Raw genomic sequence first — 19,703 nt, 5'->3', positions numbered from 1 at the left:
CCCTTTCCATGATCAAGACAATCGCTTCCAGCGCCCTGGCGCTGGCCCTCGTCTCCACGCCCGCGCTGGCTCAGTCCGTGGCGCCCGATTGGTCCGGCCCGTATGTCGGTATCTTTGGCGGCTATAATCAGTCGAATGACGACGAGGACGAAATCCTGCGTTTCGACCGCAATCTCGACGGCAACTATGGTGACCCGGTCACGACCGCCGCCGGCGCGAACGCCTTCAGTCCCGGTTTCTGCGGCGGCGCGGCCACCAGCACCGGCCCGTCCACCGGCTGCAAGGACGACAATGACGGGGTCGAGGCGGGCGTGCGCGCCGGCTATGACATGCAGTTCGGCAATATCGTCGTCGGCGCCCTGGCCGAATACACCGTCAATAATGTTCAAGACACGGTGACGGGTTTCAGCACCACCCCCGCCTTCTACAGCTTCACCCGCGAGCTGGAGAGCACGGCGGCCGTCCGCGCCAGGCTGGGCTACGCCATGGGACCGGCGCTGATCTACGGCACGGGCGGCTACGCCTATGGCCAGTTCGACAACCGCTTCCGCACCTCGAACACGGCCAACCGCTTCACGGAAACCACCGAATCCGATGACGGCGACGGCTGGCAGGCGGGCGGCGGCGTCGAATACGCCCTCGGTCGCGGCCTCACCGTCAGCGGCGAATATCTCTACACATCGCTGAGCGTCGACAGCCCTGTGATCCGTGTCGACAGCACCGGTACGACCCCGGCCGCCAACCCCTTCATCCTGGCGCCGAACACGACCGGCACCGACATGACGCGCGGCAACGGCAAGTTCGGCACGCACATGGTGCGGATCGGCATGAACTATCGATTCTGATCGCAAGTCACCGAACGGTCGGGTGCAATCCCCGACCGTTCAACTGACGGCAGGTCAGGCCGCTTCGGCCATGGGCGGCAGGACGTTGTCCAGTTCAAGCAGGCTGATCATCTCGCCGTCGATGGCGAAGATGCCGGCGATGACGCCGCCGTCGTCGCCCAGGTCCGGCGTCTGTTGTCGCGAGGCGTCGTCAAGCTCGACGATGTCCGACACGGCCTCGACCAGCAGGCCGACCGTGCGCGCCCCGCACTTGACCACCATGATGGCGTGCCGGGCCGAGGGCTCCTTGGTCGGCAGACCCAGGCGCGCCGCCAGGTCGATGATCGGCAGGACGACGCCGCGCAGATTGACGACGCCCTTCATATAGTCAGGCGACTTCGGAAGCGGGGTGGTGGGCGTCCAGCCACGGATCTCCAGCACCGAGGTGATGTCGATGCAGAAGGCCTGTTCGCCGACGCGAAAGCCGACCAGTTCGCGCCGACCGCTTTTGGAACCTGTCATTACAACGCCTCTCCATCCGATACCGAGCCGGCCGGCTGGGGTGTCGATCTCGGCCAAACCCAGGGCGTGTCGCCACGTCACAAGGGCAGTCTCAGCCATCAGGCTGGCGAATTCGTTAATGGAACAGTGAATTTCGGTGGAAAGCAGAATTCGTCGCTCACATCCGCAGGACCGACTTGTGTAAACAAGCGTCGAATAGTTCAGAGGCGATATGGTTGCCTGGCTAACTGTAGATTAACTTCAGATCGTGCTTAATTTTCAACCATTGGGGTATGTAGGCTTGCGCGACTACAATGCCGCGACTAGGTGATTGTGCGTAATTTCTGCGTGGCGACTCGCGTCGTTTCGGATAACACGAGTGCGATTTCCATTAATGTCTGACAGTTTAACAGAACATCATGGAAACGACTCAAGTCACGAAACTGTATCTGATTTGGTGATGGATCAGAGGGCGGCGCTCCAGCTGTTGATCAAGCAAAGGATAGGTCTGATTTCTCGCCGTTGGACGGCGCGGGCCGCCAGGCTGTTCAAGACCTACGGATATACAAGCGCCCAACGGGCGCCGTTGCATCTGCTGAAGAACGCGCCGGCCGGTCTGACGCAGGCTGAACTCGCCGGCGGGCTTCAGCTTTCGGAGCCTACGCTTTCGCGGCGAGTGGCGCGCCTGCTCGCGGACGGGCTGGTGTCGAAGCATCGACTGCAGGGCGACGGACGCGCGAATCTGATCAAGCTGGAGCCTGCCGGTCATCAGGCGCTCGAACGATCGGAAACCACGGCGGCGCGGGATCGGGACCTGCTGTTTCAGGGACTTACGGACGAGGATTTGGGCGTCACCCTGCGTGTCCTGGACACGCTGGCGGACCGGATGGCCGGCCCTATCGAAACCGCGAGCGAGGGCGGGCACACGTCAGCCTAGGCGCGTCCGCCCTGGCTGGATAACCGGGCCGCATCGACTCCCATCAGGGCCAGGACGCGAGTCCATTTTGAATCGTGGTCGCCGTCGAAGATGAGGTCCAGATCGGCGTCTGCGGTCAACCAGACATTCTCGGCCAGCTCGTCCTCGAGTTGGCCCTCGCCCCAACCGGCGTAGCCGAGCAGCAGCGTGGATCGCCGCGGGCCGCCGACCTCGTCGGTCATCGCGGCCAGGGCCTCGCGCGTGCCGGTCATGGCCAGACCGTCGCCGAAGGGCAGGGTGTCCTCGCCGACGCCCCAGTCATCCGTATGCAGAACAAAGCCGCGTTCACGTTCGACCGGGCCGCCCATCAGGACGGCGCGGCCGATAGACTGTTCCGGCGCATGCGCCTCAAGCTTGTCCAGCACGGTCTTCAGATCCACGCCGCGAGCCGGCCGGTCGATCCGCAATCCCATGGCGTGATCCGGTCCGTGGGCGCAGATCAGAATCACGGCGTGTTCGAACCGGGGGTCGCCGATGCCGGGCATGGCGACCAATAGACGGCCCGTCAGGGATGAGGCGTCGTTCATGATAACCATATCATCGGGGCAGACGCGGTCCGGCGCAAGGCGCATTGACGGCGCGTCGGAGCTTGCGGCGGCCGCCGCGGCGTATATCTGTCGCTGGCGCATCCAACCAACCCCGCGCGGAGAGACTTCATGACCATCCAGATCGGCGACCGCATCCCCGACGCGACCTTCGCCCAGGCGACGGCCGAAGGGCCCAAGCCCGTCAACACCGCCGAAATCTTCGCCGGCAAGACCGTGGCCCTGTTCGCCGTTCCCGGCGCCTTCACCCCCACCTGCTCGGCGCGCCATCTGCCGGGCTTCAAGGACAATCTGGACGCCATCAAGGGCAAGGGCGTCGACGTCGTGGCCTGTATCTCGGTCAACGACGCCTTCGTCATGAAGGCCTGGGCCGATAGTCAAAACGTGGACGACGGTTCGATCGTCATGCTGGCCGACGGCAACGGCGACCTGACCCGCGAGCTGGGCCTTGTGCTGGATGGTTCGGGCTTCGGCCTGGGCGAACGTTCGCAGCGCTATTCCATGCTGGTGAAGGACGGCGTGGTCACCCAGCTGAACATCGAGCAGGGCGGCGAATTCAAGGTCTCTTCCGCCGAGCATCTGCTGGCGCAGCTCTGATAGGGTGCGACCCGCGCGATCGCTTTACGGCACGAGCGCGGATCGACGATGACCGACGTCTTCAGTCCCGAGAAGCGCAGCGACGTCATGCGTCGCGTGAAGGGACGGAACACGTCGCCGGAACTGGCCGTGCGCGGAATCCTGCGCGCGGCCGGAATCGGCTATCGACTGGGCGGCATGGGCCTGCCCGGCAGGCCCGACGTGACGATGAAGGGACGCAGGGTCGTCCTCTTCGTCCATGGCTGTTTCTGGCATGGGCACGACTGTGCGCGGGGCGCGCGCCAGCCCAAGGCCAACGCCGAATACTGGACCGCCAAGATCGCGCGGAATCGCGCCCGCGACGCCCGTGTCGCGGCTGAGCTGGAGGCGGACGGCTGGCGGGTGCTGACGGTGTGGGAATGCGACCTGCGCACGCCCGACTTCCCCGCGCGGCTGGTGGCGGCGGTCTCGGGTCAGGCGGCCGCGGACTCCGCCTGAGCGCTCTCGTCCAGAACATGCTGCAGTGCGCCGATCAGGGCCGGGGGCGTCAGGGGCTTGGAGACGAAATAGGCCATGCCGGCCGCCTGGCAGGCGGCGACGTCCTCGGGCGCAGTGTCCGCGGTGACGGCTACGACCGGCGTAAGAGCATTCGGACCTCCGCCGGCGCGCAGGCGGCGCGTGGTTTCGCGCCCGTCCAGCTCGGGCATGCGGACATCCATGAAGATGACGTCGAACACCGTCTCGGCGCAACGCTGCAGGGCGATCATGCCGTCGGCGGCGGTGACGATGTCGCAGCCCAGCGGCTGCAGGATCAACTGCACCGCGCGTCGGTTGATGTCGTGGTCGTCGACCACCAGGACGCGCAGCGGGCGGCCTTCCTCGTCGTCCGCCTCAGACGGCGGAGCGGCCTGCACCTCGGCGACTAGCGGGACGGGGGCTTCAGGGGCGACAGGGACTTCAGGGGCGACAGGCGGCGGGGACGCGCTGACCAGCGGCGTCGTCGCGCGTCGGGGCGCCGCCAGGGACTGGGCGATGTCCAGACGGCTGTCGTCGGTCGGGGCGACCACGGCCGCGGCGTTCTCGCCGATCGGCAGGACCAGGGAGACGGTGAACCTGGCGCCCTGACCGGGCGTGCTGCGCGCGGTCAGTCGGCCGCCCATCAGTTCGGTCAGGTTCCGGCTGATCGCCAGCCCCAGGCCCGTGCCGCCGTATCGCGCGCTGACGCCGTCGGCGGTCTGATCAAACGGGTTGAACAGCCGCTTGAGCTGTTCCCCGGTCATGCCCGGTCCGGTATCGGCGACCTCCAGCAGGATGCAATAGGCCGAGGGTTCCTCGGTCCAGGCGTCCAGTCTGAGGGTGATCTGCCCCTCCGACGTGAACTTCATCGCATTGGAGATCAGGTTGTTCAGGATCTGGCGGATCCGCATCGCGTCGCCCCTGACCCTGCGCGGCATGCGGGCGACGCCCTCGACACGCAGTTTCAGCCCCTTGGCCTCGACGGGTCCGCGCCACAGGCGAAGGGTCTGGGCCAGCATGAGGCGGAGATCGAAGTCGGCGGCCTCGACCGTCATGCGGCCCGCCCCCAGCTTGGAATGGTCGAGCAGATCGTCCAGCAGCGCCTTCATCATCAGGCCGGCGTCGGTGATCAGGTTGGCGTTCGAACGCGAATGCGCGTCGAGATCCTGAAGCTCCGCCGCGCCCGTCAGAATGGCGCCGATCGGGGTGCGCAGGTCGTGGCCGACGGCGGCCAGAAAGGCGCTGTGCCCCGCCAGATCCTGCTCGGCCTTCTGACGCAGGCGATCGGCTTCCGCGTGGGCCTGCAGCTGGTTCTCCGTCGCCTCGCTCATCTTGAACCAGCTGATGACGGTGAAGATGATGAACAGGACCACGGCGGCGGAGGCCGTCATGACCACAGGCGCCGACGCGCCGAACGAGGCGACGAAGAAGGGCGACGCCAGCAGGTAAAGCATCGGCGGCGTCAGGGTCGCCACCAGTATGGCCCTGGAGCGTGGCGCATTGACCATCGAGAACAGCATCAGGCCGGGCAGCATCAGGGCGGCGCCGACGCCTCCCAAAGGGCCGCCGATCAGCCACATCGGTATGGACAGGGCGCCGAACACCGAGGTGCTGGTGAACAGGATCACGCAGGCCACGACCTTGCGCCAACTCGGCAGTTCTTCGATCGGGCCGCCCTCTTTCGACGGTGCGAAGGCGAGCATTTCCAGCCACTGCATCACGCCATAGACCAGGAGCCAGGCCAGGCAGATGCGCCAGCCCATCATCGGTGTGACCACGAGAGCGACGGCGATCGCCAGTCCCAAACGCTGCGGCATCGTGCTGCGACGATGGCGAGCGGCCACGGTCCAGCCGCTAGCAACAGTGTCGATGGCGGTCGTCTTGGGCATTCCACTTCCCGCAAGCGCGAACATTCTCTGTCCGCTTTGGGGCATTAGACGCAGATTGAGGCTAACGCTCCGTCAACGTTGAGCGCCCACTGCCGCTGAAACCGAGGGAAAGCCGTCCGCACGGAGACGCAGGACCAGATCGCGCTTGATCCGCGCGACAAGACCAGGGCCCCCATAGACCAGGGCCGAATAGATCTGAACCGCCGAGGCGCCCAGGCGGATGCGGGCGTAGGCTTCGGCCCCGCTGTCGATTCCGCCGACGGCGATCAGGGGCAGGCGGCCCTGAGCGGCCTCGGCCGCCGCACGAAGCGCCTTTTCGGCGAAGGGGCGGATCGGGGCGCCGGACAGGCCGCCGGTCTCGCCTGCGTCAACAGAGCGCAGGGTCTTGGGCCGTTCCAAGGTCGTGTTGGAGACGATCAGGCCGTCGATCCGGTGCGCCAGCGAGGCCTCGACGATCATGCCGATCTCGTCGGCGATCAGGTCGGGGGCGATCTTAAGAAACACCGGCACGCGGGCGGTCTCGTCTTTGGGGCGGGCGGCGTCGATCCGGCCCAGCAGGTCGTCCAGCTGGTCCCGTCCCTGTAGTGCGCGCAGACCCGGCGTATTGGGCGACGAGATATTGACGGTGAAATAGGAGGCGCGACCCGCCAGGCGCTGGAGACCCGCCACATAGTCGGCGGCCTTGTCCTCCGTATCCTTGTTGGCGCCCAGATTGGCGCCGACGACCACGCCCGCCGGGCGGCGATCCAGCCGCGCCGCGAACGCCTCGAGCCCGGCGTTGTTGAATCCCATCCGGTTGATGATCGCCCGATCCTCGGACAGGCGGAACAGGCGGGGACGCGGATTGCCCGGCTGGGCGCGCGGCGTCACCGAGCCGCATTCGACGAAGCCGAAACCGAGACGCGACAGGCCGCGCAGGGCCTCGCCGTTCTTGTCCAGACCGGCGGCCAGGCCGACGGGATTAGGCAGGTCCAGCCCGGCTACGGTCGTGCGCAGGATCGGATCGTCGGCCGGCGGCGCGGGCAGGGGGGCGAAGGCCAGGCCCTTGATCGCCCACTGGTGCGCGGTTTCGGGATCGAGGCGGCGCAGGGCGGCGGCGGCTCCATCGGCCATACGGTCGAACAGGCTCATGCCGGGTCCTCGAACACCATGGCCCCGTCCTCGGCGACCGCGAAGGCGCGCGCGGAGGTGACGGCCGAGGCGGGCAGGGGGGCGTACAGGTGCGGGAACAGGTCGCCCCCGCGCGAAGGCTCCCAGACCAAGTCGTCGCCGAACCGGCTCAGGTCCACGGTCAGCAGCATCAGGTCGGCGCGCCCGGCGTAGTGGCGCCGCGCCGTCTCGACCAGTTGCTCGCCGGTCGACATATGGATGTAGCCGTCGGCCAGGTCGACGGCCGAGCCCGCGTAAGCGCCTTCGGCCAGTGCGGCGCGCCATTCGTCGACGGCGATGATCTTGTAGGCGGCGCCGGTCATGCGCCGCCGCCCAGGGCGCGGGGCGTCAGAAATCCCTCATAGGCGCAGCGACCCGCGACATCGACGGTGAACAGGGCCGCGGCGCCGGTCGGGAAACCGCCGGTCAGGCGTTCCAGAACGGCGGGCGAGGCGGCGCTCTCGGTCAGATATTCGGTCGCCAGGACATGGACGCCCGGATTGTGAGCCAAGACCAGCAGACAGCCGGCCTCGTCCTCGCTGTCCTCGACGAAACAGCGCAGCACCTCGGCGGGGGCGTTATAGAGGCGCGGCTCGTCGCGGACCTCGACGTCGCCCAGGGCGTCGTGCATCTGGTCCCAGGTCTGACGCGTGCGGACGGCGGACGAGACCAGGGCCAGATCGGGCTTCAGTCCCCGTTCGGCCAGGGCGCGTCCCATCAGCAGGGCTTCATTGCGTCCGACGCCGGACAGGGGGCGGGTTTCGTCGCCGCCGGACGGGCTGGAGGCCTCGGCTTGGGCGTGCCGCATTAGGATCAGTCGATGCATAGGGCTTCGCCATAAGGCCGTTCGTTCGCGTCGAACAGATGGGGCCGCGTCAACTCCCCGTCAGCGCGGCCATTTGGATGAGACTGAGGCGGCGGGCTGGGGCGTCAGCACCGGCTTGGCCGGTACGCGCTGGGCGTGGCCGCTGGGCCGGATGCGGGCATAGGCCTGACGCGACGCCTCCAGCAGGATCAGCCCCGCCGCGCCGGGCGCGACCCGGCGGCCGACCTGTTCGAAGCCGTCGGCGAAGGCCAGCAGAGGGGGCCAGGGCGGCACATACAGGGTCTGGGACCAGGCGGCCGGCTCCAGCCCAGCCTCCCGGACCAGCCGTTCCAGCTGGCCCCGTGTGAAGGGGCGGCCGTGGCCGAAGGGGGTGTTCTCGGCCCGGGCCCACAGACCGCCGCGCGCCGCCGCCGCCAGGATGATCCGGCCGGTCGGCGCCAGGGCGCGCACCGCCTCCAGCAGCAGGGCCGCGGGGTCATCGGCCTCTTCCAGAGCGTGGACCAGCAGGATGCGGTCGAAGGATCCGGCGGCGAAGGGCAGGCGTCGGTCGTCGACCAGCAGGGTCCGGTTACGGCCCACGCTCGGCCACTGTTCGACGCCCTGGCCGCCGGGCATGGCCGCCACCACCCGCCGCGCGCCGACGAAGGCGTCCAGCCAGGGCGTGGCGTAACCGACGCCCAGAACGTCGCAGTCGGGGGCTTCGCCCCAGGCCTCGTCCAGCCGACGGGCCAGCAGGCGCCGCACCAGCACGCCGGTCGGCTCGCCGTAGAAGGTCCGAAGTTCGTCGATGCTGCGCCGCATGGGTCCACCATAGGCCCGCCGGGGCCGTCCTGCTAGAATGCGGTCATGACCCTGGATGTTCACCTGTTCCCGTGCCGCAGCGACAATTACGGCTTTCTGATCCGGGACGCGGCGACCGGCGTCGTGGCCGCCGTCGATACCCCCGACGCGGCGCGGATCCTGGAGGAGCTGGAGCGGCTGGACTGGGGGCGGCTGGACCTGATCCTGAACACCCATTGGCACCCGGACCATACCGAGGGCAACGAGAGGCTGAAGGCCGAGACGGGCTGCGAGATCGTGGGCCCGGAAGAGGTGCGCCGCGTCGCGCCGCTGGATCGGGTGGTTGTGGACGGCGACGTCGTCATGGTGGGCGAGACCCGGTTCGAGGTCACGGCCACGCCGGGCCATACCCTGGGCCATGTCGTGTTCCGTTCGGTCGAGGATCAGGCGGCCTTCGTCGGCGACACCCTGTTCGCCCTCGGGTGCGGCCGACTGTTCGAGGGGACGCCCGAGCAGATGTGGACCAGCCTGCGCAAGCTGGCGGCCTGGCCCGAGGCGACCGTGATCTGGTGCGCCCATGAATATACGGCCTCGAACGCGCGTTTCACCTTGAGCCTGGACGGCCGGCCCGAAACCCGCGCGCACGCCGAGGCCATATTCGCGGCGCGGGAGCGGGGCGAACCGACCGTGCCGACCACTATCGGCGCGGAGCTGAGGTTCAATCCGTTCATGACGGCGGGCGACGCGACGGTGTTCGCCGCTCGTCGGGCGGCGAAGGACGGCTTCAGCGGCTGAGGACGTCGTCCGCCACCACGCGGACGATCAGGGCCGAGGACGGGCGGCCGGCCACGCCGGAACGCGGCTCGATCACGATGCGCAGGGTGCCGCGCGAGAAGACCGCCTGCGGCGCCCGCCCCTGATCGACGATCTCGATGCGGCGAATCTTGTTCGCTTCCGGCCGCAGGGTGGGCGAGCGGGCCATCCGCGCGATGGCGTCCACGGCGGTCGACAGGGCGTCGGCGGCCACGGCTTCCGAGCCCGGCTGGATATCGACGTCGACGACCACCAGCCGACCCAGGGCGCGGCTGGCCCGGTCGCTCTGGCGGATGATGTAGTTCCACAGCTGCATCGCGGTCAGCCCCGGCGCCAGCAACGGCGCGGCCTGGCCCGACGGCGAGACTGGCGAACCCTGGGGCGCAGCCGTCGTATAGAGGGTCATGCGGCCGTCGGCCGTGACGCGCAGAACCTGATCGCCGTTGTCGTTGCGATAGACGATGTCGCCGCGCGGGGCGGGGGTGGCGCGCAGCACCCATATCTCGGTCGAACGATCGAATCGCAGCAGGGGGCGTGACCCCGTCACATCCAGCACGAATCCCTGTCCCGTGCCGGAGACATACCGGGCGGACGGTTCCATGTTGCGGCGGGACTGGGCGTGGCAATCGGCCGACAGGAGTGCGGGCGACGCGACGGACAAGCCGACAGCCACGACGGCCGCGAACGCCATCGCGGTCACGCGAGGCGATTTTTTCGCCTGAGCCGTTTCCGTCAACTTCATGAGACTGTGGATGAAACCGCCACACGGCGGATTTTGGGCGAAGCGTCGATCACCCGACCAGGTACTGACCGCCGTTCAGCGACAGTGTGCAACCTGTGACATATCCGGCACGCTCTCCTACCAGCCAGGACACCATGTCGGCGATCTCCTCGCCCTTGCCCAGTCGGCCGACGGGGATCTGGGCGACGATCGCTTCCAGCACCTTGGGATCCATGGCGCCGACCATTTCGGTGTCGATATAGCCGGGAGCGATACAGTTCACCGTCACCCCCTTCTTGGCGTTCTCCAGGGCCAGGGCCTTGGTGAAGCCGATCATCCCGGCCTTGGCGGCGGAATAGTTGGTCTGGCCGACCTGGCCCTTCTGGCCGTTGATCGAGGAAATGTTGACGATCCGGCCGTGGCCGCGCTCGCGCATGCCGTTGATGACCTGGCGCGTCGTGTTGAACACGCTGTCCATGTTCACCCGGATCACGTCCGACCACTGGTCGTGGCTCATCTTGTGGAAGAAGCCGTCGCGAGTGATGCCGGCGTTGTTGACCAGGATGTCGACGGGCCCCAGTTCGGCCTCGACCTCGCTGACCGCGCGGGCGCAGTCGTCGAACGAGCCGACATTGCCCTTCACCACCATACAGCCCAGGGCCTTGGCCGTGGCCTGGGCGGCCTCGTCATTGCCGGAATAGCCGGCGGCGACGCGAATCCCGTCCTCGCTGAGGCGCTGAACGATCGCCTTGCCGATTCCCCGGGTGCCGCCGGTCACGAATGCCACGCGCGCCATGAGTGTTTCCTTGTCCGTCACGCCCGTCTGACGCGGGCCGTTGTTCAAGGGTTTAGCGGCGCAGCGGTTGCAGGCAAAGCCCGATTTCCGTCACGGAAACCGGGCGTGACCTGCTGACCGGGTCAGGCCGCCAGCTTTTCCATGTCGATGACGAAGCGGTAGCGGACGTCGGATTTCAGCATCCGCTCGTAGGCTTCGTTGATCTGGTCCGGGGCGATGGTCTCGATGTCGCAGGCGATGCCGTGCTGGGCGCAGAAGTCCAGCATCTCCTGGGTTTCGGCTATGCCGCCGATCAGCGAGCCGGCGATTCGGCGGCGACGCCACAGCAGGGGCATGGCGAAGACCGGCAGGCCCTCGGTGGTCAGGCCCAGCATGATCATGGTCCCGTCGCGAGCCAGCAGCTGGGTGTGTGCGGCGATCTCGTGCGTGGCCGAGACGGTGTTGATGATCAGGTCGAAGCTCTCGGCCGCGGCCTTCATCGCCGGCTTGTCGGAACTGATCAGGAAATGTCGGGCGCCCATCCGCTCGGCGTCGGCCTTCTTGCGGTCCGAGGTGGACAGGACCGTGACCTCGGCGCCCATGGCGGCGGCCAGTTTGACGGCCATGTGGCCCAGGCCGCCCAGGCCGATCACCGCAACCTTGGACCCCGGTCCGACCTTCCACTCCCTCAGCGGCGAATAGGTGGTGACGCCCGCGCACAGCAGCGGGGCGGCGACGTCCAGCGGCAGGCTGTCGGGAATGGACAGGACGAAATGCTGGTCGACCGTGATGTGGTCGGAATAACCGCCCTGGGTGATAGTCTCGGCCGTGCCGCCCTTCTTGTCCTTGCCGCCATAGGTGCCGGTGAAGCCGGGCACGCAATATTGTTCCAGCCCCTCCTGGCAAGACGAACATTCGCGGCAGCTGTCGACCATGCAGCCGACGCCGACGCGGTCGCCCTCCTTGAACCGGGTGACATTCGAACCGACGGCCTTCACCAGACCGGCGATCTCGTGGCCGGGCACCAGCGGATAATGGGCCTTGCCGGTCTCGCTGCGAGCCATGTGCAGGTCGGAGTGGCAGATGCCGCAGTATTTGATGTCGATCAGCACATCGTCCGGACCGGGATCGCGGCGCTCGAAGCTGTAGGGGGTCAACGGCTTGTCGGCGGCGGTCGCGGCGAAGGCGCGTGTGGCGATCGGCATGAGCGGTCCTTGGGGGATGGCGGAGCGGGTAAGCTCAGATGTGGCGGCGGCGCCCCCGCCGCAAGGCAGGGACTATTTCAAGCGGGCGATCAGCGCCTGGGCTGCAGCCGGGTTCCTCACCTTGGCCCCGGAGATGAAATAGGCGAAGACCTCGCCACGTTTGGCCCAGGCGCGGGCCTGGGCGGCGACGGCGGACAGTTCGTCGGCGGTCATGCCGGTCGGCTCGTCCTCGCGGCTGGACATCAGCCGGGCGTAGCTGAAGTCAGCCGTGGCCTCGTCGATCTGGGGCCAGGTCGGCTCCTCGTCATCGACGGCATAGACGATGGCCGCGCCGTACTTGCGGGCCAGATCATGGAACTGCTCGGTGGCGAAAGTCGGGTTCCTGACCTCCAGGGCGTGACGCAGGCGAACCCCGTCCTTCTCCGGCGGCAACAGCTTCAGGAAGCCCTCGAAATCCTCGGCATCGAACTTCTTCGTGCCCATGAACTGCCAGTTGATCGGCCCCAGCTTGTCGCCCAATTCGGTCAGGCCCTGGGACAGGAATTTGTCGAAACTCTCGCCGCCGTCCGACAGGATCTTGCGGTTGGTGCAGTAGCGGCTGGCCTTGACCGAAAACACGAAGCCTTCCGGCGTCTCGTCCCGCCATTTGCGCCAGCTGTCGGGCTTGAATGTCGAATAATAGGTGCCGTTGATCTCGATGCTGGTCAGTTTCGACGCGGCGTATTCCAGCTCGCGCTTCTGGACCAGGCCGTCGGGATAGAAGACCCCGCGCCAGGGTTCGAAGGTCCAGCCGCCAATGCCAACTCGAATGCTGTTCATAATTCAGAACCCTGTTTTCCGTGGCAGGTAGGCGTCGATTTCAGTCTGCGAATGAGAACATTTGCCGACTTCGGACAGATAGACGCCACCGCTATCATAGCAGCTGTCCACGTCGATCAAGTGGACAAGCCTCGGCCATGCGAACACGCCGAAGGGCAGCAGCAGAATTGCTCCGATGACAAGTAATCTGCGCGACCATCGAGTGGCGGCGTTGGAACGCCTAACCACGACGTTTAACCCCGCCCTGGTGATCGATGCCGGGTGATTTGGAGGCGACGTATTCTGCCCGCACCTCCTCGAAGATTTCCCTGGGCGTTTGCTCGCAGATTCCCGATGCATCGGCTTCGTCGATCAGCGTCTGCCAGTGCGCGATCTTCTCGGCCTTGACCTGTTCGCGGCGGATCAGGTCGCGGACGACGTCCGAGGCGTTGGCGTAGCGGCCCGATTTGGCCTGTTCCTCGACCCAGGCCTTCATCTGGTCGGGCAGGGAGATGTTCATCGTCGCCATGGCGGCTCCTGTTCGATCAGAATGTCCCGTTGGCAAGGTTTGTCAATTGTCGGGGCGCGGAACACCGCCGCCGCCACCGCCACCGCCGCCTGGCCTGAAAGCGTGCAACGGAGGAAGAATCTAGAAGATCGTCACACCCCGCCCTTGGGCTTCTTGTCGATCAGGACGGCCTGTTGCCAGCGGCTCGGGGCCTTGTCGGTGCGGTGGATGCAGCCGGACCAGCAGCAGGGACGTTTCTTGCCCTCCAGCAGTTCCTCGGCGGTTCTGTGTATTCGACGCTGGCGGGTCTGGGGCTGTTTCGCGTCCTCGACCCAGCAGATGAACTCGTTGCGACCCAGCGGCGTCAGGCCTCGCCACAGCGCGAAGACTTCGGGGTCCGATCGCAGCGCCGCCTGAAGATCGGGGCCTGCCTCGTGGACGACGCCGTGGGGAAATTCGTCCTTCATGCGGTCTCCTGGAAGGGCGGGCCGGTCCCCGATCATAGGCGCCGGACCGGCGGTCGTCCAAGCCCGTTCGCGGGCGGGGCGTCTTACGCCGCGTCCGGCCCGTCCCGCGCCTGGTCCGCCAGGGCGAAGAAGCGGTCGCGGACCTCGGCGGCGAAGGGGTTGTCGCGTTCGATGGCGCGGAAGACAGCGGGGCTGTCGTGGCGGACCATGTCGACGGCCTGCATCAGCCGGTCGAAACTGGCGGTCGTCATCCGCGTCGGCAGGGGCTCCATGGCCATCAGGACGCGGGCGATCAGATGGGTCAGGCCCTGGACCACGGCGGCCTCGCGGTCGTGATCCTCGGGCGTGACCAGAAAGACCTTCAGCCCCAGGGCGCGGCGGCAGAAGGCGGCGACGCGGCGAGCGTCGGGCGCGCCTCGCACCGGGCAGACGGCGATCCGCAGTCCGGCGATCCCGTCCTTGCCGCTCTGGGGGCCGAACAGGGGATGGGTTCCGGCGATCCGCACGCCGGGGGGCAGCAGATCCTGCATCAGCTGGGCCGGTTTGACCTTCACCGAGCCGACGTCGATCACCAGGGCGTCGGGGCGCAGGTGGGGCCGGATGGCGGTCAGCGTCACTTCCATCGCCTCGACCGGCACGGCCAGTATGACCGTGGGGCAGGCGGCTGCGGCGGCCAGGTCGGTCAGGGTCGCGTGGTCGTCTGCGTCGGTTGCCGCCGGGTCATGTGCGATCACCTCGAACCAGGGCGACAGATGAAGCGCCGTCAGCCGCCCAAAGGCGCCGAAGCCGATCAGGCCGAGGCGGGGTTTGGCCAAGGGAGTCACACCCCCCTTCCCACGTCCGTCATCCTAGGCCTTGTGCCTAGGATCCATAGACTCCGTCGCGGCCGGCGCGCACGGTTTGAAACCGGGCGTATGGATCCTCGGGACAAGCCCGAGGATGACGAAAGTGAAAAGAGCCTCACAGGGTCTCCATGAACCGCACCGGCCGGCCATGGGCCGCGCCGATCAGTTCGCCGTCCTGCATCACCACCCGGCCGCGCACGATGGTGGCCATGGGCCAGCCGGTGGCCTCGACGCCGTCGAAGGGCGTCCAGCCGCAGCGGGTGGCCTGCTGGTCATGGGTGATGGTCTTCTTCGCCTTCAGGTCCACGATGGTCAGGTCGGCGTCGTAGCTGACGGCCATCCGCCCCTTGTTCGCCGTGCCGAACACCCGCTGCGCCCCGGCCGAGGTCAGGTCGATGAACCGCTCCAGGCTGAGCCGCCCGTTCGCCACGTGGGTCAGCATCAGCGGCACCAGGGTCTGCACCCCCGGCATGCCGGACGGCGAGGCCGGATAGGGTTTGGCCTTTTCTTCCTTGGTGTGCGGCGCATGGTCCGAGCCGAGCACGTCGGCGACGCCCTGCTGCATGCCCCACAGCCATAGGGCGTCCACATGCTCCTGGGACCGGATCGGCGGGTTCATCTGGGCGTAGGATCCCAGCCGCTCATAGGCTTCGGGCCCGACCAGGGTCAGGTGCTGGGGCGTGATCTCGACGGTGGCGACATCCTTGTGGAAGCGCAGGAACTCCATCTCGTCCCGGGTCGTGACGTGCAGCACGTGGATGCGCGCCCCGGTCTCCTGGGCCAGGCCGACCAGGCGGCGGGTCGAGCGGATGGCGCTTTCGGCGTCGCGGACCTCGGGGTGGCTGGTCCAGTCGCCGGTGCGGGCCAGGCCGCGCCGCTCGACCAGACGATATTCGTCCTCGGAATGGAAGGTGGCGCGACGGCGCACGTTGGACAGGACCTTCCTCACCCCCTCGTCGTCGGCGATCAGAAGGTCGCCGGTCGAGGCGCCCATGAAGACCTTGACCCCGCAGCAGCCGGGCAACCGCTCCAGATCGCTCAGATAGTCGGCGTTTTCGTGCGTGCCGCCGACGTAGAAGGCGTGGTCGGTCCACATCCGGTCCTTCGCCCGCACCAGCTTGTCGGCCATGGTGTCCGGGTCGGTGGTGTTGGGGTTGGTGTTCGGCATTTCGAACACGGCGACGACGCCGCCCAGGGCCGCCGCGCGCGAGCCGGTCTCCAGGTCTTCCTTCCACTCCAGCCCCGGTTCGCGGAAATGGACCTGGGTGTCGATGACGCCCGGCAGGACCGTCAGACCCGTCGCGTCAAAGGTCTCGCCGGCCGAGGCCTGGGACAGGTCGCCGATGAAGGCGATCTTGCCGTCGATCACCCCGACATCGGCCATGCCGCGCCCGGCGTGATTGGCCACCTCGCCGCCGCGGACGATCAGGTCATAGGTCTGGGTCATGGGCCGGGCTCCTGGCTATTCATCACCGTCATCGTCGGGCTTGACCCGAGGATCGGACCGTCTGCGTCACGACAGACGACGCATGGGCAGGGTGCTTCTACCGGAAGGCGCCCCGTGTGCGGAACCCTCGATCCACGGGTCAAGCCCGAGGATGACGGAGGTGTGGGTCAGCCCCGTTCCTGAAGCTTGCGCAGCGAGGCTTTCAGCACCCGTTCCCACGGCAGGTCCATCATGTGCTGGATCGCCTGGTTCAGACGCGGGTCCAGGGTCTTGAACTCCTCGAAGCTGCGCGGGCCGCGCACGACGGTCCCCCGCCAGGGGCCGCGCGTCCGGTCGTCCGAAGGGCCGAAGACCGCCACCACCGGCGCGCCCGAGGCCACGGCCAGATGGGTCCAGATCGAATCCGCCCCGACGTAGAGGACCGCCTTGGACAGGGCCGCGACCGTCTGCAGCCGGGTCAGTTTGCCCTGGAGTTCGATCACCCGCGCCCGGGGCACGGCGTAGCGGATGGTGTGGGCGGCCTCGCGGTCGATCTCCTCGCCGACGATCATCAGCCGTCCGCCAGCCAAAGGACCGTCGTCGGCCAGCAGCTTGGTCGCCACCTTGGCGTAGCGTTCGGCGGGCCAGCGACGCCCCATCCATTCCACGCCCGGCCCGACCGCCAGAATGGGACCGTCGCCGCCCCCGGTGGGGATCAGCGCCTCGACCTGGGCCAGGGTCTGTTCGGAGACATGAATCCGGGGCGGGGGCGCCTCTTCCGGCGCCAGTTTCAGCACCGCCGCCGCCGCCTCGACCGCGTGCAAGCTCGACGCCGGGGCGTTGGCGGCGGGCCGTTCGCGCACCGCCCGCTTCTGTCGCCTCAACCTGCCCGACAGGGTCGAGCCGCGCATGTCCACGACCAGTCCCCATCTGGTCCCGCGCACCTGGTTCCACAGGGCGATCCAGTCGAAATGGCCGTCGCGCTCCAGCACCAGAAGCCGGTCCAGGCGCGGGGTGTCGGCGAACAGCGGGGCGCTGGCGGGGGAGCCGACGACGGTGAAGACCGCGTTCGGCAGGCCTTCGACCAGGTGCGCCAGCACGCCCGAGGACAGGACGGCGTCCTCGGCGTCGGCCTCGGCGATATAGAGGATGGGAAAGCGCCCGATCATCCGTGGACCTCATACATGGATTCTGAACCGGGTTCAGCGTCAAACGCCCGTATCCACAGCCTGGTTTCCCCGTTGGACGCCATGGGCTAGAGCCAGGACCATGACCGACGCCCCCCATCCCGCACCCGATCCCGCGGCAGCCGCCGCCCTCGAACGCTTCAAGGCCCAGCGGGTGACGGCCATCTATCGGCTGGATCTGATCGCCCAGGGCGCGACCATTTCCTATGAGGACGGGACGCCGGTGGACATGGTCTCGGAAAAGGCGCGGCTGGAGGCCGTCGTCGCGGACATGGACCGCCGCATCGCCCAGCTGGAGCGGGCGGGCGGGTGAGCCTGCCCCTGCTGCCCGACCGGACCTGCGGGCCTTGCGTCGAATGCTGCCGCTTCATTCCCCTGGACCTGCCTGAACTGGCCAAGCCGACCGGCGAACTGTGCGCCTATTGCGTCGAGGCGGCCGGCTGTTCGGTTCACGCCATCCGGCCCCAGACCTGCCGCATCTGGTTCTGCCTGTGGCGGGTGGTCGAACTGTCCGACGACTGGCGGCCGGACCTCAGCGGCGTGATCGTGCGGCCCGACGGGATCGAGGACGGGGTGATCACCCTCTACGTCGTGCGGCCGTCCGACTTTCTGGCGTCCGAGACCTTCTTCGCCACGGCGGCCGGCTGGATCGCCGAGGGGATCGAGGTGGCGCTGAGCATTCCCGGGCCGGTCGGAACCTATCCGGCCCGCGCCGTCGTGACCGACTGGCTGCGTCCGGCGGTCGAGGCCGGCGATCCGGCTGACTTCCTCAGCCGCGTGCTGCGGTCGCTGGACAGGCTGGCCGAACACGATTTTCAGCCGGACGGGGTCGAGGCCCGGTATGCGGTGGCGCCGCGGCCATAGCCCCGCCGCTTAGCCGATCCTTAAGGGCTTTGGGTCATGCTGAGCTTGTTTTCGTCGGTCGGAGAGCGTGTCGCTCATGCATGCCTGGGACGCCTTGCGCCGCCCGATCTGGTTGTTCGACCCCGTGAACCTGCGTGGCGTCTACGCAAACGCCTCGGCGCTCGAGTTATGGGGCGCCGATACGCTCGAGGCCCTGCTGGCCCGTGACTTCAGCCAGTTGTCGCCCGCGGTCCTGGCCCGCACCGAGAGGCTGGCGCGGAGCACCGCCCACGGCGACGCCGTTTCAGAGCAGTGGACCTTCTATCCGAAGGGTCAGCCGGTGACGGTCATGGCGGTGATATCGACCTATCGGCTGGAGGACGGCGCCCCCGTTCTGATGTTCGAGGCCGCCCCGGTCGAGGTCGAGAGCGAGGAGCGTCGCGCCGTCGAAGCCCTGCGTCACACCTCCACCCTGATCAGCCTGTTCGACGGTGAGGGTCGGCCGCTCTTCTCCAACCCCGCCGCCTTCGCCGCCTATGGTTCGACCACCCACGCCTTCGAGGCGCGGTTCGCGGAGCCTGAACGGGGCCAGCCGATCCTGGCCGCCGCTCTGGCCGGGCGTGTCGTCAAGGAAGTTTGCGAGATCGTCACCCGAGAGGGTCTGCGCTGGCACCATCTGGATGTCCGCCCGGTCATCGACCCGGTCACCGGCCTTTCCGGCGTGCTGCTGAACGAGAGCGACGTGACCGAAAGGGTCGAGGCCGAACAGGCCCGCGTCGCCGCCGAACAGAAGGCCGCCATGGCCGAGGCGCGTCAGAGTTTCCTGACCGAGATGTCGCACGAGCTGCGCACGCCGTTGAACACGGTGATCGGCTTCTCGGCCCTCCTGTCGAACGCCCGTCTAGACGCCGACCAGGCGGCCCAGGTCGGACGCATCAACACCGCGGGCCAACGGCTGCTGTCGGTGGTCAACGAGATGATCGATCTGTCCGTCGGCGACGGCCCGGCGGTCGAGGCCGATCCGGAGCCGTCCGAAGACGGGCTTGCCCGGTCCCTGCTTCCAGAACCGGTCGTCGACGCCGCCGAAACGGACGTCGAGCCCGCACGCGCCGGCAGGGTGCTGTATGTCGACGACCATGACAGCAACCGCGCCCTTGTCGTGGCCGTGCTCGGCGCCCAGGGCATAGTCTGCGCCACGGCCGAGGACGGCGCCCAGGGCCTGGAAGCCGCCCGCACCGGCGACTGGGACCTGATCCTGATGGACATCCAGATGCCGGTCATGGACGGGGTGGCTGCCACGCGGGCCATCCGCGCCCTGCCGGGCCATCGCGGCGCCGTTCCCATAATCGCCCTGACCGCCAACACCCTGGCGGAGCAGAAGGCCGAATACGCCGCAGCCGGCATGGACGACTGCATGGCCAAGCCGATCAATATCGTGGAGTTGACCCACATGGTCCTGAGCTGGATCGGCAGCGACTGGCGCAGGAACGGTTCGCCGCTGATTTCCGCCGTGGCCTGAACAGAGGTTTCGGT

General features: G+C 67.6%; 24 protein-coding genes. 8 read left to right on the top strand and 16 right to left on the bottom strand.

All coding sequences use genetic code 11. The annotated features are described in order from the left end of the window. The first annotated feature begins 8 nt into the window (after positions 1–8). Positions 9–845, top strand: coding sequence for an outer membrane beta-barrel protein (locus H2037_RS11595; RefSeq protein WP_292121918.1), 837 nt, complete (start codon positions 9–11; stop codon positions 843–845). Positions 846–899: 54 nt separating this feature from the next. Here H2037_RS11595 and H2037_RS11590 read toward each other — a convergent pair whose 3' ends face one another. Then, the gene (locus H2037_RS11590) at positions 900–1,346 is read right to left on the bottom strand and encodes a chemotaxis protein CheW (protein ID WP_292121916.1); all 447 of its coding nucleotides are present in this window, start codon (positions 1,344–1,346) and stop codon (positions 900–902) included. A gap of 373 nt (positions 1,347–1,719) precedes the next feature. Between H2037_RS11590 and H2037_RS11585 the strand changes: the two genes are divergently transcribed. Further along, entirely contained in the window at positions 1,720–2,262 is a 543-nt protein-coding gene (locus H2037_RS11585) for a MarR family transcriptional regulator (protein ID WP_365833680.1), read from the top strand. Here H2037_RS11585 and H2037_RS11580 read toward each other — a convergent pair. Further along, positions 2,259–2,828 carry a YqgE/AlgH family protein gene (locus tag H2037_RS11580; RefSeq protein WP_292121913.1) on the bottom strand — a complete coding sequence of 190 codons (570 nt, stop codon included), beginning with the start codon at positions 2,826–2,828 and terminating at the stop codon, positions 2,259–2,261. The two genes, H2037_RS11585 and H2037_RS11580, sit on opposite strands and share 4 nt — an antisense overlap. A 129-nt stretch (positions 2,829–2,957) precedes the next feature. Between H2037_RS11580 and H2037_RS11575 the strand changes: the two genes are divergently transcribed. Both H2037_RS11575 and H2037_RS11570 read left to right on the top strand, forming a co-directional pair. Beyond that, positions 2,958–3,443, top strand: a complete 486-nt coding sequence (locus H2037_RS11575) for a peroxiredoxin (protein ID WP_292121910.1) — start codon at positions 2,958–2,960, stop codon at positions 3,441–3,443. Between the two features lie 48 nt (positions 3,444–3,491). Beyond that, a complete protein-coding gene (locus H2037_RS11570; protein WP_292121908.1) occupies positions 3,492–3,920 on the top strand; it encodes a very short patch repair endonuclease in 429 nt (142 codons plus the stop codon). Here H2037_RS11570 and H2037_RS11565 read toward each other — a convergent pair. From H2037_RS11565 to H2037_RS11545, 5 genes are all read right to left on the bottom strand, one after another. Further along, positions 3,896–5,827, bottom strand: a complete 1,932-nt coding sequence (locus H2037_RS11565) for an ATP-binding protein (RefSeq protein ID WP_292121906.1) — start codon at positions 5,825–5,827, stop codon at positions 3,896–3,898. The two genes, H2037_RS11570 and H2037_RS11565, sit on opposite strands and share 25 nt — an antisense overlap. A 72-nt stretch (positions 5,828–5,899) precedes the next feature. Beyond that, the gene (locus H2037_RS11560) at positions 5,900–6,958 is read right to left on the bottom strand and encodes a quinone-dependent dihydroorotate dehydrogenase (RefSeq protein WP_292121904.1); all 1,059 of its coding nucleotides are present in this window, start codon (positions 6,956–6,958) and stop codon (positions 5,900–5,902) included. Continuing rightward, on the bottom strand, positions 6,955–7,299 hold the full coding sequence (locus tag H2037_RS11555) for a DUF952 domain-containing protein (RefSeq protein ID WP_292121901.1): 345 nt from the start codon (positions 7,297–7,299) through the stop codon (positions 6,955–6,957). The genes H2037_RS11560 and H2037_RS11555 overlap by 4 nt, the downstream gene beginning before the upstream one ends. Beyond that, positions 7,296–7,802 (bottom strand): histidine phosphatase family protein, encoded by a 507-nt coding sequence (locus tag H2037_RS11550; RefSeq protein ID WP_292121898.1) that lies wholly within the window; start codon positions 7,800–7,802, stop codon positions 7,296–7,298. The genes H2037_RS11555 and H2037_RS11550 overlap by 4 nt, the downstream gene beginning before the upstream one ends. Before the next feature lie 60 nt (positions 7,803–7,862). Beyond that, positions 7,863–8,603, bottom strand: a complete 741-nt coding sequence (locus H2037_RS11545) for a methyltransferase domain-containing protein (RefSeq protein ID WP_292121895.1) — start codon at positions 8,601–8,603, stop codon at positions 7,863–7,865. Between the two features lie 45 nt (positions 8,604–8,648). On the opposite strand from H2037_RS11545, the gene gloB reads away from it, so the two are divergent. After that, positions 8,649–9,377 carry a hydroxyacylglutathione hydrolase gene (gloB, locus tag H2037_RS11540; protein WP_292121892.1) on the top strand — a complete coding sequence of 243 codons (729 nt, stop codon included), beginning with the start codon at positions 8,649–8,651 and terminating at the stop codon, positions 9,375–9,377. On the opposite strand, the gene H2037_RS11535 is transcribed toward gloB, so the two are convergent. From H2037_RS11535 to H2037_RS11495, 9 genes are all read right to left on the bottom strand, one after another. Then, the gene (locus tag H2037_RS11535; protein ID WP_292122086.1) at positions 9,367–10,086 is read right to left on the bottom strand and encodes a DUF4908 domain-containing protein; all 720 of its coding nucleotides are present in this window, start codon (positions 10,084–10,086) and stop codon (positions 9,367–9,369) included. The genes gloB and H2037_RS11535 overlap by 11 nt on opposite strands. 100 nt (positions 10,087–10,186) lie before the next feature. Then, on the bottom strand, positions 10,187–10,912 hold the full coding sequence (gene phbB / locus H2037_RS11530; RefSeq protein ID WP_292121888.1) for an acetoacetyl-CoA reductase: 726 nt from the start codon (positions 10,910–10,912) through the stop codon (positions 10,187–10,189). Between the two features lie 122 nt (positions 10,913–11,034). After that, complete coding sequence (locus tag H2037_RS11525) at positions 11,035–12,096, bottom strand: NAD(P)-dependent alcohol dehydrogenase (RefSeq protein WP_292121885.1); 1,062 nt, start codon at positions 12,094–12,096, stop codon at positions 11,035–11,037. Positions 12,097–12,168: 72 nt separating this feature from the next. After that, positions 12,169–12,915: a DUF72 domain-containing protein gene (locus tag H2037_RS11520; protein ID WP_292121882.1), complete on the bottom strand. Its 747-nt coding sequence runs from the start codon at positions 12,913–12,915 to the stop codon at positions 12,169–12,171. Between the two features lie 220 nt (positions 12,916–13,135). Further along, positions 13,136–13,423 carry a type II toxin-antitoxin system ParD family antitoxin gene (locus tag H2037_RS11515; protein ID WP_292121879.1) on the bottom strand — a complete coding sequence of 96 codons (288 nt, stop codon included), beginning with the start codon at positions 13,421–13,423 and terminating at the stop codon, positions 13,136–13,138. Positions 13,424–13,554: 131 nt separating this feature from the next. After that, on the bottom strand, positions 13,555–13,869 hold the full coding sequence (locus tag H2037_RS11510) for a YdeI/OmpD-associated family protein (protein WP_292121876.1): 315 nt from the start codon (positions 13,867–13,869) through the stop codon (positions 13,555–13,557). Positions 13,870–13,952: 83 nt separating this feature from the next. After that, a complete protein-coding gene (locus tag H2037_RS11505; RefSeq protein ID WP_292121873.1) occupies positions 13,953–14,693 on the bottom strand; it encodes a prephenate dehydrogenase in 741 nt (246 codons plus the stop codon). Between the two features lie 136 nt (positions 14,694–14,829). Then, positions 14,830–16,161 (bottom strand): dihydroorotase, encoded by a 1,332-nt coding sequence (locus tag H2037_RS11500; RefSeq protein ID WP_292121870.1) that lies wholly within the window; start codon positions 16,159–16,161, stop codon positions 14,830–14,832. A 167-nt stretch (positions 16,162–16,328) separates the two neighbouring features. Further along, complete coding sequence (locus tag H2037_RS11495; protein ID WP_292121867.1) at positions 16,329–17,309, bottom strand: glycosyltransferase family 9 protein; 981 nt, start codon at positions 17,307–17,309, stop codon at positions 16,329–16,331. A 100-nt stretch (positions 17,310–17,409) separates the two neighbouring features. Here H2037_RS11495 and H2037_RS11490 point away from each other — a divergent pair, with 100 nt between their 5' ends. The 3 genes from H2037_RS11490 (at position 17,410) to H2037_RS11480 (ending at position 19,689) form a co-directional block, all read left to right on the top strand. Beyond that, positions 17,410–17,640, top strand: coding sequence for a hypothetical protein (locus H2037_RS11490; protein WP_292121864.1), 231 nt, complete (start codon positions 17,410–17,412; stop codon positions 17,638–17,640). After that, positions 17,637–18,191: a hypothetical protein gene (locus tag H2037_RS11485; protein ID WP_292121861.1), complete on the top strand. Its 555-nt coding sequence runs from the start codon at positions 17,637–17,639 to the stop codon at positions 18,189–18,191. Before H2037_RS11490 ends, H2037_RS11485 begins: the two co-directional genes overlap by 4 nt. Positions 18,192–18,267: 76 nt before the next feature. Further along, positions 18,268–19,689 (top strand): response regulator, encoded by a 1,422-nt coding sequence (locus tag H2037_RS11480; protein ID WP_292121858.1) that lies wholly within the window; start codon positions 18,268–18,270, stop codon positions 19,687–19,689. Positions 19,690–19,703 lie beyond the last annotated feature (14 nt).

This window comes from Brevundimonas sp., assembly GCF_013912065.1.
Taxonomy (GTDB): Bacteria; Pseudomonadota; Alphaproteobacteria; order Caulobacterales; family Caulobacteraceae; genus Brevundimonas.
This window is presented reverse-complemented; position numbering and strand designations above follow the sequence as displayed.